The sequence below is a fragment of the Microbacterium sp. CFBP 8794 genome, assembly GCF_014841235.1.
Lineage (GTDB): Bacteria > Actinomycetota > Actinomycetes > Actinomycetales > Microbacteriaceae > Microbacterium.
This window is the reverse complement of record NZ_JACYTT010000004.1, coordinates 504,109-518,273: the sequence shown is the minus strand read 5'-3', so window position 1 is coordinate 518,273 and position 14,165 is coordinate 504,109. Positions and strand designations below refer to the sequence as shown.

Genomic DNA, 14,165 nt, shown 5'->3' with positions numbered 1-14,165 from the left:
TGAACGCTCGGTTGGTAATAGTGTCGATCGAGTCTTCCCGCCCCTGCCCCACAGAACGATGGAGTTCTCATGGCCTCGCAGACCGCCGCAACCGTCCCCGCCACCGGGTTGAAACGCGAGGAACGGCGCGTCCTCGCCGGCACCCTCGTGGGCACCTCGATCGAGTGGTACGACTTCTTCATCTACGCCCAGGCGGCGGGCCTCGTGCTCGCGCCCCTATTCCTGGCGCCCCTCGCGCAGTCCGATCCCGGACTCGCGCAGGTGCTGTCGTGGGCGACGATCGGCATCTCGTTCCTCTTCCGCCCCCTCGGCGCCGTCGTCGCGGGCTACCTCGGCGACCGCCTGGGGCGCAAGAAGATGCTCGTGCTGACCCTCATCATGATGGGTGTGTCGACGGCCCTCATCGGCGTGCTGCCCACGTATGCGGCCATCGGCATCGGCGCCCCCATCCTGCTCATCCTGCTGCGCGTGCTGCAGGGCTTCTCGGCCGGTGGCGAGTGGGGCGGTGCGGCTCTGCTCTCGGTCGAGCACGCGCCGGTGAACCGTCGCGGCTACTTCGGCGCCTATCCGCAGATCGGCGTCCCTATCGGCATGATCCTCGCCACGGCCACCCTGTGGATCCTCACCTCGTCGATGTCGGCCGAGGCCTTCCTCGCCTGGGGCTGGCGCGTGCCGTTCCTCTTCTCGATCGTGCTGATCGTCGTGGGCTACGTCATCCGCCGCTCGGTAGAAGAAAGCCCCGTCTTCGAAGACCTCGTGCGCCGCCGCAAGGAATCGTCGGCCCCGCTCGGCCAGCTGTTCCGCAAGAACTGGCGCGAGGTAGCCCTGACCGCTTTCGTCTTCATCGGCAACAACGCCGCCGGCTACCTGCTGATCGCCTTCTTCGCGACGTACGCGGTCACGGCGCTCGGACTCGAACGCCCCACCGTCCTGCTGGCGACGACCCTGGCATCCTTCGGCTGGCTCGTCTTCACCCTGTGGGGCGGTCGGCTCTCGGACCGACTCGGGCGCGTGCGCACCTTCCAGCTCGGCTACCTGATCCTGGCGGTCTGGGCCGTGCCGATGTGGTTCCTCATCGACACCGGGAACATCGTCTGGTACTTCGTCGCCCTGTTCGTCATGACGCTCGGCCTCGGCCTGTCGTACGGTCCCCAGGCGGCGCTGTACGCCGAGATGTTCCCCGCGAACGTGCGGTACTCGGGCGTCTCGATCGGGTACGCCCTGGGGGCGATCATGGGCGGTGCCTTCGCCCCGATGATCGCCGAGGCGCTGTTGCGCTCCACCGGAGCATCGTGGACCATCGGCCTCTACATCGCGGTGGCGGCCCTCGTCTCGCTCGCCGCGGTCTCGCTCATCAAAGAGACCAAGGGCGTCGACCTGCGGGCCTGACCCCGGATGCCGACAGAGGGGCCTCGCGCGCGGCGCGGGGCCCCTTCGGCGTGCGGGTTCAGTCCGTGCGCAGGCCGTCGAGCGCGATGCGCACGATGTCGGCGCCGAGACGGTCGCCGTCGACGCTCCCGCCGGGTCGGTACCACTCGACGACCGAGTTGATCATGCCGAACAGCAGTCGGGCGGCGACCGCGGCATCGACGTCGTCGCGCACCCCGCCTTCGGCTTGCGCGGCGGCGACGAGATCGGTGACGCGGTGGTCGAAGACGCGGCGGCGCTCGAGGGCGGCCCGCTCGACGTCGCCGTTGCCGCGCACCCGCAGCAGCAGGGTGACCGCGGGCAACTGCGCGACCAGCACGTCGGTGGCCCCCGTCAGAACGAAGCGCAGGCGATCGGATGCCGCGCCCTCGCGGGCGCCGGGCTGCTCGAGCACGGCCTCCAACGCACCGAGAGCGGCGTCGAGGGCGACCGCCAGAAGCTCCTGCTTCGACGAGAAGTGGTGGTACAGTGCCGATTTCGTCAGGCCCAGGCGGCGCGCGATGTCGGCGACGCTCGTGGCGTCGTACCCCTGCTCGTTGAACAGCTGCACGGCGACGGCGAGAAGACCCTCGCGGTCGTAACCCGGGCGGCCGCGACGCGCGGGGGCGTCGGTGGACGCGGGGGTCGTCACGGGCTCGGCAGCGGTCACGGTTTCAGTGTGTCACTCCAGCAGGGCGGGGGAGTCCGCGTGCAGCAGGGCGCGAGCGGCGTTTCCGATCACGGCGCTGTAGGTGGGATAGGCGAAACGCACGCCCGCGAGGGTGGCGACGTCGATCCCCGCCGCCATCGCGGTCGTGACCGACTGGATGACCTCGACGGCGTTCTCGCCCACCGCGTGCGCCCCCAGGATCAGCTCGCGACGACGGTCGGCGATCAGCATGAGGAAGCCGCGCTCACGGTCGTCGATCACCGCGCGGTCGAGGTCGGCGAAGTCCACCGTCGCCACGACGCACGAGGGGTCGCGGTCGCGCGCCTGCTCCTCGGTGAGGCCGACGCCGGCGTAGTCGGGGTCGGTGAACCCGCCCGCCGGCAACAGGTGGTGGGGGGTACGCCGGTTGGCGCCGAGCACCGCGTTCTCGGCCGCGGCCTCGCCCTCGAACTGCGCCGCCTGCACGAGCATGTCGCGGCCGTTGGCGTCGCCGACGGCGAGGATGTGCGGCACGACCGTGCGGAAGTACCGGTCCACCGGGATCGCCGAGCGCTCGATGTCGACGCCGGCGTTCTCGAGCCCGAGGTCTTCCACGTCGGCCGGCCAGCCGGTGGCCATGATGACGACGTCGACCTCCAGCGAGTGCGATCCGTCGGCTTCGCGCCAGGTGAGCGCGAGGGACCCCTCGTCGGTGCGGTCGATCCGCTCGACCGTGTCGATCCCCGTGCGCACGTCGACGCCGTGGTCGGTGAGCGAGGCCGCGATGGCCTCGGAGATGCGCGCATCCGAGGCGACCAGCACGCGCGGAGCGACGTCGAGCAGCGTGACGTCCGAGCCGAAGGATCGGAACACCGTCACCAGCTGCGCTCCGGTGTTGCCGGCGCCGATGACGGCGACCCGGCGGGGGAGCTCGGCGAGCGAGAGCACGTCTTCCGGTACCGTGGCCAGCTCCGCGCCGGGGATCGGCAGCCGACGGGAGTGCCCGCCGACGCACACGAGGATGTTCTCGGCGCGGATGCGGCGACCGCTGTCGAGCACGAGCGTGTGCTCGTCGGCAAAGCGCGCGCGCCCCTCGTGCACGAGGTCGACACCGGCGGCGGCGAAGCGTTCGGCCTCGCGTTTGATGGAGCGCACGGCATCCACCCGCTCGTGCACGCGCGCCACCACGGCGGGCCAATCCACGCGCGGCTCGTCGATGACGATGCCGTAGTCGTCGGCCGCGCGCGTCTCGCGCATGAGCCGCGCGGCCTTGGCGAGCACGCGGGTGGGGACGCACCCGGTGTTGACGCACGTGCCGCCCACGCGCCCGGCCTCGAGCACGACGACCGAGGCGCCCAGTTCGGCCGCACGCAGCGCCGCCGCGGTTCCCGCGGGGCCGGCGCCGATCACGGCGATGTCGTAAGAATCGGGCTCGTGGTCCACGGCATCCCCCGTCGGTGAGTGAGAGCACCAGTCAAGTGCGATCGACCCGGACGACGGTGGGGGTTGCGCGCAGGCTCAGAACCTTTCGTACAGATCGGTGGCGGTCAGACCCGTTCCGCCGATCGCGCGCACGCCCGGAGCCGGGTGCAGCTCGAACGTCTCGCCGTCGTGCAGCAGGACGGCGGTGTAGTCGCCACGGGTGTCGAGCTTGACCTCGAAGCGACCGGTGTCCATGAGCCGCAGGGTGACCACCGCGCCGCTCCGGGCGAGGAAGTTCACTTCTTTCTCGTGCGCCGTCGGAAGGGGGATGATCGGCTCGTCGGCGTCCATGGTGCGAGTCTGACACGTGCCCGCCGGGCGGGGGCCAGACTCGCGCACTCGCACGCCGCCGTGCTCACGTGGCGGATGTCGGGCGGCGGCATCCCACCCTCCGGTGCGCTGCGCCGCTGGCCCGAGATCGCCCGCGGCGCCCGCTCGAGGCGTGGCGCAGCGGGCGACTCGCCTCAGCGGTGGTCGCGCCAGGAGTGCTGCGGGTCGTACCCGAGCAGTCGGCGGGCCTTGTCGATCGACAGCAGCGTCGTGTTCTCGCCCAGGTCGCCGCGCGTCTCGACGCCGGGGAAGACCTCGTCGACGAGTTCGCCGTTGGGGCGGGTCATGACGGTGTCGGCCGCGGCGATGATGAACGTGTCGAAGCCGGCGGGCGCGTTCTCGAGCGCGCGCTGCACGGCCTGTGCACCGTCGCGGGCGTCGATGTACCCCCACAGGTTCCACTTGCGGGTGCGGGCGTCGGCGTCGAAGGGGAACTCGGCGTAGTCGTCGGGGACCATGACGTTCGAGAAACGCAGCGCGGTGATCGAGAGCTCGGGGTGCCACCGCACGAGCTCGGTCGCCAGGTGCTCTTCGAGCGTCTTCACCAGCGAGTACACCGACTCGGGACGGGCCGGGTACTGCTCGTCGACGGGGATGTAGGGCGGCGGAACATCGAAGGGGAGTCCCAGCACGGTCTCGCTGGAGGCGTAGACGATCCTCTGGATGCCGAGCCGCACGGCCGCCCAGAACACGTTGAACGTGCTCGTCATGTTGTTGTGGAACGTCGCGATGTCGGAGCGGATGCCGGGGGCGGGGATCGCGCCGAGGTGCACGAGCGCATCGAAGCCGTCGTGCTGGTCGTTCACCCCCGCGAGGGCGTCGATGACCTGGCCGTAGTCGGTCAGCTCGACCTGCACGAAACCGGGACCGCGCTCGCCGCGCACGTCGAGACCGATGACCTCGTGGCCGGCGGCACGCAGTTCACGGGCGACGACGGTACCGAGTTTTCCGGACGAACCGGTGAGGGCGATGCGCATGGGGATCCTTCGTATCGGGAGACGGTGTCGCCCAAGGTAACGGCATCCGCCGACATCGACACGGGGGTGGCCGTGACGCGCGAGGATGCGTAGGGCCCGCGAGCGATGCGCTCGCGGGCCCGTGATGGCGTCAGTTGACGCGCGCCTCTTCCTGCTCGTCCTCGTCGTCGCCGGGGATGAACACGTCGACGACGGTCACGTTGACCTCGACCGCCTTCATGCCGACGATCTCGGTGATGGCCTGCTGCACGGCAGAACGCACGTTCGCGGCCACGCGCTGGATGCGCTCGGGGTAGTCGACCTGGATCGAGATGTCGGCGGCGACCTCGGTCTCGCCCACCTCGACGCTCACGCCCTGCGCGTAGTCCTTCGCGCCGACGGCCTGGCGGATGTTGCCGATGACACGGGCAGCGCCACCGCCGAGGGCGTGGACGCCCGGAACCTGCGCCGCGGCGATGCCGGCGACCTTGGCGACGACGGGGTCGACGATGACGGTGGTACCGCCGTCGCGGCGGGCGTCGGTGCGGGTGGCGGGGGTGGGGGTGTCGGTGCTTGCCATGAGGAACATCCTTTCGTCAAGATCACGGACCGAATCGGGTCCGGGGTGTTTCGCTATGGGGACGCGCTCGGTTCGTGAAACGTCACGAACATGAGGCTGAAAGTCTGCTGACAGGAACCGCGATGCCCTCTTTGTCTTCCGCCTCCGACGCGTTCCTCGCGTCACGCGCGGCCGACGGCGACCAACTCGCCTTCGGGGTTCTCGTGCGTCGCCATGCGCCCTTCCTCATCGCGTTCGCGACGCGCCTGACGCGCTCCCGGGCCGACGCCGACGATTGCGTGCAGGAAGCACTGATCACCGCATGGCGGCGCCTGCCCGACCTCACCGAGCCCGAGAAGGTGCGCAGCTGGCTGACCACGATCGTGTCGCGCAAGGTGACCGACCGCATGCGTTCGCGCAAGATCTCGGAGCAGATCGACGAAGAGATGGTGTCGGCGGCAGACGACCCGGAGCGCGCAGTTGTGGCATCGTCGCAGATGGACGCGCTGAAGAAGGTGCTGGCGGATCTACCCGAAGAACTGCGCGTCGTGTGGGTGCTGCGCGAGATCGGCGGCCACAGCTACGACGAGATCGCCATCGAGGTGGGGGAGCCCGCGGCAACCGTACGCGGCCGACTCGCCCGGGCGCGCAAGACCGTGTTGGACCGCATGCAGGAGTGGAGGTGACCGGATGAACGAGCACAGCGACGACATCGGGGGTTCGGGCTATTCGCTCGAGGACCTCTCCGCGTACCTGGATCGCGGCCGAGTGCCGCGGATCAACGCCATCGAACGGAACGCGGAGTGCCAGGCCATCCTGGCCTCCATGCAGCGCATGGGGCAGCTCTCGCGCGCGATCGTCGACGAGCAGGCCGCGGAACCGCTCGCGGAGTCCTGGTACGACGGCATCATGCGCGAGGTGATGCGGGAGTTCCGCGCCGGCCGCGACATCCCCCTGGCGCAGTCCGACGAGGGGGTCGAACTGGTCGTCACCGAGGGCGCGATCTACGAGCTCATCCGCTCGGTGGGCGACGGCATCGAGGGGCTTCTGGTGGGCCGCGTCCGTCTCGAGCACGTCGAGCCCGGGGCGCCTCTCGACGTCCGGGTCACCGTCAGCGTGCGGTTCGGACGCGCAATGACCGAGGCCGTGGACGAGATGCGCGACGGCATCCGCTCGGCCATCGAACGGCACGGCGACCTGCGGGTCGGTCGTGTGGACGTCACCGTCGGCGACGTGCACCTCGACGAGGGAGAAGACGAATGACCGGGATCTCCGCCGCGGAACTCGCGCCGCGCATCGACCTCGCCGTCACGGCCGTCGAGGGCGTGCGAGAGAGCTATTCCGCACGTCCCGTGGTGACGCGGGCCTACGAGCACGTCGCCGACGTCGAGGGGTCTCTCGCCGAGGTCGAACAGGCCGGTGGGGCCCGGGCCATCACCGTCTGCGTCGGCGTCTCCGCCGACGACGACGCCGGAGCCGTGGCATCCGCCGTCGCGATCGCGGCGCGGGGGGCCGCGCGCGACGAGGTGCCCTCGACCGTCCGCGTGCGCGTCGCGCGACTCGTGGCGCCCGCTTCGTAGGACGTTCGCGGCCGCGTGTCGGTGGAGCGGCCTACGCTGGGGGGACCGCTCACACCTCCCGGAGGCCGTATGTCCACGCCGCCCCTCATCGCCGTCACCGGATCCACCGGAGCCGTGGGAGGTCGCGTCGCCCGCGACCTCGCCGCCCGCGGCATCCCGCAACGTCTGCTGGTGCGCGACGCCTCTCGCGCCCCCGCCCTGGCGGGCGCCGAGGTGCACGTGGCCCGGTATTCCGATGCGGATGCCGCCCGCGCGGCGCTGCAGGGCGTCGACACGCTCTTCATGGTCTCGGCCTCCGAGACCGCCGACCGGGTCGATCACCACCGCACCTTCGTCGAGGCCGCCGCGGCCGCGGGGGTCGGCTCGATCGTCTACACCTCGTTCTTCGCCGCCGCTCCCGACGCCGTGTTCACCCTCGGGCGGGACCACGCGGCGACCGAGGACATCATCCGCGCCTCCGGCATGCGGTGGACGTTCCTGCGCGACAACTTCTACATGGACATGATGGAGCTCTTCGCCGGCGACGACGGGGTCATCCGGGGTCCCGCGGGCGAGGGGCGATGCTCGCTCGTCTCGCGCGCCGACGTCGCGGCCACCGCGGTGTCGGTGCTGCTCGATCCCGCCGCCCACGCCGATGTCTCGTACGACCTGACCGGCCCCGAGGCGCTGACGATGGCCGAGGTGGCCGAGAAGATCTCGGCGGTCCGCGGGCACCCGGTGCGCTTCGTCGACGAGACGATCGACGAGGCGTACGCCTCGCGAGCCGCGTTCGGTGCGCCCCGATGGCAGGTCGATGCCTGGGTGAGCACGTACACCTCGATCGCCGGCGGCGATCAGGCCGGGGTGTCCGGCGACGTCGAGCGGGTCACCGGCCGGCCGGCGCAGAGTTTCGAGGAGTTCCTCGGCGCCGTCTCCTGACGACGTGCGGGTCGGCTATGCTGGCCGCGTGCTGACCTGTCGCTGTTGTCGCTGAACGCCCTCGCGTTCTCTTTTCGACGACCCCGTCAGCCGCGCCCCCGGGCGCATCGACCCACCAGGACCCCACCGTGCGTTACGCCCAGAGCGTCGCCGACCTCGTCGGCAACACCCCCCTCGTCCGTCTGACCCGCGTCACCGACGGCATCGCCGCCACCGTGCTGGCGAAGATCGAGTACTTCAACCCCGGCGGTTCGGCGAAAGACCGCATCGCCGCGAACATCGTCGACGCCGCCGAGCGCGACGGCTCGCTCCGCCCGGGCGGGGTGATCGTCGAACCGACCAGCGGCAACACCGGCGTCGGCCTGGCACTGGTCGCCCAGCAGCGCGGGTATCGCTGCGTGTTCGTGGTTCCCGACAAGGTCGCCGAAGACAAGCGCGCCGTGCTGCGGGCGTACGGCGCCGAGGTCGTGGTCACTCCTACGAACGTCGAGCCGGAGGACCCCCGCTCCTACTACAGCGTCTCCGACCGTCTGGTCCGCGAGATCCCGGGCGCCTTCAAGCCCAACCAGTACGGCAACTCGAACGGCCCGCGCAGCCACTACGAGACCACCGGTCCCGAGATCTGGCGCGACACCGACGGGCAGCTGACCCACTTCGTCGCCGGAGTCGGCACCGGCGGCACGATCAGCGGGTCGGGTCGGTACCTGCGCGAGGTCGCCGGCGACGGCGTGCGGATCGTCGGGGTCGACCCGGTGGGCTCGATCTACTCGGGCGGCGACATCCACGGCTACGACGTCGAGGGGGTCGGCGAAGATTTCTGGCCGACGGCCTTCGACCCCACCGTGGTCGACGCGTACGAGCGCGTCTCCGACGCCGAGTCGTTCGCCATGACGCGGCGCCTCGCCCGAGAAGAAGGCCTCCTCGTGGGCGGCTCCAGCGGCATGGCCGTGGTCGGCGCCCTCCGCGTCGCGCGCGATCTCCCCGCCGATGCCGTTGTCGTCGTGATCCTCCCCGACCACGGACGCGGGTATCTCAGCAAGATCTTCGACGACGACTGGATGATCCAGCGCGGCTACGACGTTGCACCCGTGGCATCCCTTCTTCCGACCCCCACCGAGGAGCACTCCGCATGAGCACCCACGACGCCGCCCGCGGCTTCGACAGTCTCGCCGTCCACGCGGGCCAGGCGCCCGACGAGACCACCGGCGCGGTCATCCCGCCCCTCCACGTCTCGACCACCTTCGCCCAGGACGGCATCGGCGGACTCCGCGGCGGCTACGAATACGGCCGCAGCGGCAACCCCACGCGAACGGCGCTCGAGACGCAGATCGCCGCCCTCGAGGGCGCGACCCGCGCGCTGTCGTTCGCTTCGGGCCTCGCCGGCGAAGACGCCCTGCTGCGCGCGGCCCTCGTGCCCGGCGACGAGGTGCTGCTCGGCAACGACGTCTACGGCGGCACGTACCGGCTGCTCGCCCGCGTGCTCGGGCCGTGGGGCGTGAAGCTGCGCGTGGTCGACATGAGCGACCTGGATGCCGTGGCGGCGGCGATTGAGGAACGCGCGCCCCGCATGGTCTGGGTCGAGACCCCCAGCAACCCGATGCTGCGCATCACCGACATCGCGGGTCTGGCGAGCCTCGGCCACGCGGCCGGCGCGATCGTCGTCGTCGACAACACCTTCGCCTCTCCTGCGCTGCAGCGCCCGCTCTCGCTGGGCGCCGACGTCGTGGTGCACTCGGCGACCAAGTACCTCGGCGGGCACAGCGACGTCGTGGGTGGGGCCCTCGCCTTCGCCGATGCCGCCCTGGCCGAGAAGGTACAGTTCCTGCAGTTCGCCGCCGGCGCGGTCTCGGGCCCGTTCGACGCGTACCTGACCACCCGCGGCATCAAGACCCTCGCCGTGCGCATGCAGCGTCACAGCTCCAACGCGCAGGCGGTGGCCGAGCACCTCGCCGGCCACGACCGCGTCGCGAAGGTGTACTACCCCGGACTCCCGTCGCACCCCGGGCACGAGCTCGCGGCGCGGCAGATGAGCGGCTTCGGGGGCATCGTGTCACTGGCCCTGGCCGACGGTGCGGCTGCTCGCCGCTTCGCCGAGTCCACGCGTCTGTTCACGCTCGCGGAGTCGCTGGGCGGGGTCGAGTCGCTGGTGAACTACCCGGATGCCATGACCCACGCCTCGGTGCGCGGAACCGAACTCGCCGTGCCCGACTCGATCGTGCGGTTGTCGGTCGGCATCGAGTCGGTCGAGGACCTCGTGGCCGACGTGGATCGGGCGCTCGCCGCGCTCTGACCCCCGTGCGGTGCGTGAGGTGCCCATGTGCATCGTCGAAGCGACGAACATGGGCACCTCACGCGCGTGGGTGGCGGGGTCAGCGCTCGGCGCGGGCGAGGTTCTGCGTCAGCTTCTCTGCGGTCTGGCGCACGACGTACGCCGGCTGGTCGCGCTCGACGCGCCAGCTCTCGCTGAGCGGTCCGACGTTGACGGTGTCGAAGCCGAACTCGTCGTAGATGCGGGTCACGAGCGCGACCGCCTCGTCGGAGTCACCTGAGGTGGCGAGGGCGCGGCGCCCCTCGGTGCCGGCGGGGGAGCCGTCGGTGAGAATGTCGGCCGCGGGGATGTGGTTGAACGCCTTCACGACGGTCGACTGGGGAAGGTGCTCCTGAAGCATCTGCGAGGTCGTCGTCTGCTTCTCGTCGAGAGCCGCGATGTGGCCGTCGCGCTCGAAGTAGTAGTTGTTGGTGTCGAGCACGGTCTTGCCGGCCAGGGGTGCGACGGGCACGTCGGTGTACGCCTTCAGCGGGACGGTCACCACGACGAAGTCGCCGGCTTCGGCCGCTTCCTGGGCGGTCGCGGCGCGCGCGGGGTCGCCGACGGCGGCGACGAGGTCGGTGAGGGTCTCGGGACCGCGTGAGTTGGCGATGACGACGTCGTAGCCGTTCTTCGCGAACCCCTTCGCGAGGGCCGAGCCGATGTGTCCTGCTCCGATGATTCCTACTGTTGTCATGCTGACCGGCAACTGCTCGAGCGCCGCACGCATTCCCGGGCGGGGGTCGCCTGACCATCAGCGGACTAAATAATTAGCAGCTCTAGATATCCGTGTCAACGGGTCCGCGTGCCGACATCAGGCCCAATAACGTCCTTCTTGTCGCACCCTCGCGAATGAGGTCGCCGGCCGGTGTTCGGGTCACCGTCCTGCTGGACCTGCGAGGGCGACGGCCCCCGGTGGACGCGGCTTCGGACCACCGGGGGCCGCTTTCTTTCCCGGTGACGGTCGTCGGAGTCCTGACCACGAGGTGGAAGACTGGTGCGTCGGCGAGGGTCCCCTCCCTCCCGTCCCGTTCGAGGAGCCGCATCCGTGACCACCGCCACGCGCCCACCGCACACCGCCCGTTTCTTCGCCGTGTGCATCGGGGTCGGTCTTCTCGCGGGCCTCATGTCGGGCCTGTTCGGTGTCGGCGGCGGCACGGTCATCGTGCCCCTGCTCGTGCTGCTGCTCGGCTTCGACCAGCGCCTCGCCGCCGGCACTTCTCTCGCGGCCATCGTGCCGACCGCCTCGGTCGGCGTGATCACCTATGCGGTCGACGGGCACGTCGCGTGGCTGCCGGCGCTGATCCTCGCCGCGGGCGCCGTGGTCGGTGCGCAGATCGGCACGTGGCTCCTGCCGAAGCTGTCGCAGACGGCTCTGCGATGGTCGTTCGTGGTGTTCCTCCTCGCCGTGATCGTCAGCCTGTACTTCGTCATCCCCTCGCGCGACGCCGAGCTGGTGCTCACCTGGGTCACCGGGCCCGGGCTCGTCGTCCTGGGTGTGGTCACCGGCATCCTGGCCGGACTGCTCGGGGTGGGGGGCGGCATCATCGTCGTCCCCGCGCTGCTGCTGCTGTTCGGCACGAGCGACCTGATCGCGAAGGGCACCTCGCTGCTCATGATGATCCCGACCGCGATCTCGGGCACCGTCGGCAACCTGCGCCGTCGCAACGTCGATCTCGTCGCCGCCGTGTGCGTCGGTGCCGCCGCGTGCGCGACGACCGCCGTGGGGGCGCAGATCGCGAAGGCCGTCGACCCCTTCGTCGCCAACGTGCTGTTCTCGATCTTCCTCGTCTTCATCGCCTCGCAGATCGCGGTCAAGGCCGTGCGCGGGCGTCACCAGCGCTGAGCTCGATCGACCGCTCCGAGCGGGACGTTCGCCGAGCGCGGCCGACGCCCCGCCGTAGACTTGCCCCGTGCCCGTGAACCCCGAACTCGTCGGTCGAGCCTTCGCGCCGACCGCTCCCTATCTGGTCGGCCGTGAAAAGGTGCGCGAGTTCGCGCGTGCCGTTTTCGCCGACGCCCCGCAGCATTCCGACCCCGACGCCGCGCGCGCGCTCGGCTACGCCGACGTGGTCGCGCCGCCGACGTTCGCGATGGTCGTGCAGGACCTCACTCTCCAGCAGCTGCTCGGCGACCCCGACTCCGGCATCGAGCTGTCGCGCCTCGTGCACGCGGAACAGCGATTCCGCTACACGCGCCCGATCGTCGCGGGCGACGAGCTCGTCGCGACGCTGTCGGTCACCGGCATCCGTTCGATGGGGGGCAACGCCATGATCACCAGCGAGGCCGAGATCATGGATGCCGCGGGCGCTCACGTGGTGACCACGACCAGCATCCTTCTCGCCGGGGAGGCCGGAGCATGAGCGGCTTCACCGTCGGAGAGGTCGTCGCCGAGCGCTCGGTCCACCTCACGCGCGAGTCGCTCGTGCGGTATGCGGGGGCGTCGGGCGACTTCAACCCCATCCACTACCGCGACGACATCGCCACCGCCGTCGGGCTCCCGGGCGTGCTCGCGCACGGCATGCTCACGATGGGGATCGCCGTCGGCACGCTCGCCGAGGCTCTCGGCGACAGCGGACGCATCGCCGACTACGGGGTGCGCTTCACGCGTCCGGTCGTCGTCGACCCCGAGACCGGCGCCGACCTGCACATCAGCGCCAAGGTGGGCGCCGTCGACGACGAGATCGCCCGCATCGACCTCACCGTGACGTTCGCCGAGACCACCGTGCTCGGCAAGGCGCAGGTGCGGGTGCGGGTGTCCTGATGCCCGACGTCGTTCCGATCCCCCTGTCGCAGCTCACGACGCTGCGCACCGGCGGTGCCCCCGCCCGCATGATCGAGGCGACCACCGCAGAAGAGCTGATCGCCAGCCTGCGTGCGGTGTGGGCCGACCGTGAGGCGTGGTTCGTGATCGGCGGCGGGTCGAACCTGTTCGTCGGTGACGACGCGTTCGAGGGCACCGTCATCCGCGTGCGCACCACCGGCGTCGAGGAACTCCCCGGTTCGGGTCCCGACACGGTGCGCGTGCGCGTGCAGGCGGGCCATGACTGGGACGCCCTCGTCGCCGAGACCGTACAGCGGGGTCTCGCGGGCATCGAGGCGATGTCGGGCATCCCCGGCACGGTCGGTGCCGCCCCCGTGCAGAACATCGGGGCCTACGGTCAGGAGATCGTGCAGACCCTCGTCGAGGTCGAGCTGATCGACGAGGCCACCGGTGAGGTGTCGGTCGTACCCGCGTCCGAGCTGGGGCTCGGATTTCGCACCTCGGTGCTGAAGCAGCACTACGGCTCGGTGCCGGATCGTTCCGCGGTGATCCTGTCGGTCACCCTCGAACTCGAGCGCGTCGGCGACGGCGAGCGACCGATCACCGGTGAGCAGCTGCGCAACGCCCTGGGGCTCGAGGAGCGCGACGCGGTGTCGTTGCGCTGGATCCGCGATCACGTGCTCGCGACCCGTGCCCGCAAGGGCATGGTGCTCGACGCCGAAGACCCCGACACCTGGAGCGCGGGCTCGTTCTTCCAGAACGCGATCGTGTCGCAGTCCTTCGCGCGGACCCTCCCCGCGGGGTGTCCCCGGTGGCCGATGACCCCGGTGCTCGACCCGGTGACCGTGATCCCGCTCGCCGCGTTCGACGGCATCCTGCCCCCGCCGCCCGTGGAGCGGCACGAGGTCAAGGTGAGCGCCGCGTGGCTGATCGAGAACGCAGGTCTCGGCCGCGGGTTCCGTTTCCCCCGCTCGCGGGCCGGCCTGTCGACCAAGCACACCCTGGCGCTCACGAACCGCGGCGAGGCGACGGCCGCCGAGATCGCGGAGCTCGCCCGTTTCGTGCAGGGCCGCGTGCAGTCCGAGTTCGGACTGCTGCTGCAGCCCGAGCCGGTGCTGGTCAACGTCGAGCTGTAGCCGGCTCGGCGGCGCGAGGTCGGTATCGGCCGGCCCCCGGGGCGCGTGACGGAGGGAGGAGCGGGGACAAGGGGAG

Annotated in this window: 17 protein-coding genes; 11 read left to right on the top strand and 6 right to left on the bottom strand. The window is 70.7% G+C overall.

Features of this window, described 5'->3' with window-relative positions; translation table 11 throughout:
* Positions 1–69 precede the first annotated feature (69 nt).
* Positions 70–1,389: an MFS transporter gene (locus IFU19_RS13360; protein ID WP_055838960.1), complete on the top strand. Its 1,320-nt coding sequence runs from the start codon at positions 70–72 to the stop codon at positions 1,387–1,389.
* 58 nt (positions 1,390–1,447) lie between these two features.
* On the opposite strand, the gene IFU19_RS13355 is transcribed toward IFU19_RS13360, so the two are convergent.
* From IFU19_RS13355 to IFU19_RS13335, 5 genes are all read right to left on the bottom strand, one after another.
* On the bottom strand, positions 1,448–2,077 hold the full coding sequence (locus IFU19_RS13355; RefSeq protein ID WP_055938683.1) for a TetR/AcrR family transcriptional regulator: 630 nt from the start codon (positions 2,075–2,077) through the stop codon (positions 1,448–1,450).
* A 12-nt stretch (positions 2,078–2,089) separates the two neighbouring features.
* A complete protein-coding gene (locus IFU19_RS16905) occupies positions 2,090–3,499 on the bottom strand; it encodes a dihydrolipoyl dehydrogenase family protein (protein WP_342343423.1) in 1,410 nt (469 codons plus the stop codon).
* A 75-nt stretch (positions 3,500–3,574) separates the two neighbouring features.
* Positions 3,575–3,829, bottom strand: coding sequence for a hypothetical protein (locus IFU19_RS13345; protein WP_055938680.1), 255 nt, complete (start codon positions 3,827–3,829; stop codon positions 3,575–3,577).
* Between the two features lie 173 nt (positions 3,830–4,002).
* Positions 4,003–4,845: an NAD-dependent epimerase/dehydratase family protein gene (locus IFU19_RS13340; RefSeq protein ID WP_192014349.1), complete on the bottom strand. Its 843-nt coding sequence runs from the start codon at positions 4,843–4,845 to the stop codon at positions 4,003–4,005.
* A 130-nt stretch (positions 4,846–4,975) separates the two neighbouring features.
* Complete coding sequence (locus IFU19_RS13335; RefSeq protein WP_055838946.1) at positions 4,976–5,404, bottom strand: Asp23/Gls24 family envelope stress response protein; 429 nt, start codon at positions 5,402–5,404, stop codon at positions 4,976–4,978.
* A gap of 122 nt (positions 5,405–5,526) precedes the next feature.
* Here IFU19_RS13335 and IFU19_RS13330 point away from each other — a divergent pair, with 122 nt between their 5' ends.
* From IFU19_RS13330 to IFU19_RS13305, 6 genes are all read left to right on the top strand, one after another.
* Complete coding sequence (locus IFU19_RS13330) at positions 5,527–6,069, top strand: RNA polymerase sigma factor (RefSeq protein ID WP_192014347.1); 543 nt, start codon at positions 5,527–5,529, stop codon at positions 6,067–6,069.
* A gap of 4 nt (positions 6,070–6,073) precedes the next feature.
* The gene (locus IFU19_RS13325) at positions 6,074–6,646 is read left to right on the top strand and encodes a hypothetical protein (RefSeq protein WP_055838940.1); all 573 of its coding nucleotides are present in this window, start codon (positions 6,074–6,076) and stop codon (positions 6,644–6,646) included.
* Positions 6,643–6,963 (top strand): hypothetical protein, encoded by a 321-nt coding sequence (locus IFU19_RS13320; RefSeq protein ID WP_055838936.1) that lies wholly within the window; start codon positions 6,643–6,645, stop codon positions 6,961–6,963. The genes IFU19_RS13325 and IFU19_RS13320 overlap by 4 nt, the downstream gene beginning before the upstream one ends.
* A 69-nt stretch (positions 6,964–7,032) precedes the next feature.
* Positions 7,033–7,881: an SDR family oxidoreductase gene (locus tag IFU19_RS13315; RefSeq protein ID WP_055938671.1), complete on the top strand. Its 849-nt coding sequence runs from the start codon at positions 7,033–7,035 to the stop codon at positions 7,879–7,881.
* 128 nt (positions 7,882–8,009) lie between these two features.
* A complete protein-coding gene (locus tag IFU19_RS13310; RefSeq protein ID WP_192014345.1) occupies positions 8,010–9,014 on the top strand; it encodes a pyridoxal-phosphate dependent enzyme in 1,005 nt (334 codons plus the stop codon).
* Positions 9,011–10,171, top strand: a complete 1,161-nt coding sequence (locus IFU19_RS13305) for a cystathionine gamma-synthase (protein ID WP_192014343.1) — start codon at positions 9,011–9,013, stop codon at positions 10,169–10,171. Before IFU19_RS13310 ends, IFU19_RS13305 begins: the two co-directional genes overlap by 4 nt.
* 79 nt (positions 10,172–10,250) lie before the next feature.
* Here IFU19_RS13305 and IFU19_RS13300 read toward each other — a convergent pair whose 3' ends face one another.
* A complete protein-coding gene (locus tag IFU19_RS13300) occupies positions 10,251–10,886 on the bottom strand; it encodes an NAD(P)-binding domain-containing protein (RefSeq protein ID WP_191915928.1) in 636 nt (211 codons plus the stop codon).
* A gap of 351 nt (positions 10,887–11,237) precedes the next feature.
* Here IFU19_RS13300 and IFU19_RS13295 point away from each other — a divergent pair, with 351 nt between their 5' ends.
* From IFU19_RS13295 to IFU19_RS13280, 4 genes are all read left to right on the top strand, one after another.
* Positions 11,238–12,035 carry a sulfite exporter TauE/SafE family protein gene (locus tag IFU19_RS13295; RefSeq protein ID WP_055838922.1) on the top strand — a complete coding sequence of 266 codons (798 nt, stop codon included), beginning with the start codon at positions 11,238–11,240 and terminating at the stop codon, positions 12,033–12,035.
* 67 nt (positions 12,036–12,102) lie between these two features.
* Positions 12,103–12,552: an FAS1-like dehydratase domain-containing protein gene (locus tag IFU19_RS13290; RefSeq protein WP_192014341.1), complete on the top strand. Its 450-nt coding sequence runs from the start codon at positions 12,103–12,105 to the stop codon at positions 12,550–12,552.
* Positions 12,549–12,953 carry a MaoC/PaaZ C-terminal domain-containing protein gene (locus IFU19_RS13285; RefSeq protein WP_192014339.1) on the top strand — a complete coding sequence of 135 codons (405 nt, stop codon included), beginning with the start codon at positions 12,549–12,551 and terminating at the stop codon, positions 12,951–12,953. The genes IFU19_RS13290 and IFU19_RS13285 overlap by 4 nt, the downstream gene beginning before the upstream one ends.
* The gene (locus tag IFU19_RS13280) at positions 12,953–14,089 is read left to right on the top strand and encodes a UDP-N-acetylmuramate dehydrogenase (protein WP_192014337.1); all 1,137 of its coding nucleotides are present in this window, start codon (positions 12,953–12,955) and stop codon (positions 14,087–14,089) included. The genes IFU19_RS13285 and IFU19_RS13280 overlap by 1 nt, the downstream gene beginning before the upstream one ends.
* Positions 14,090–14,165: the final 76 nt, after the last annotated feature.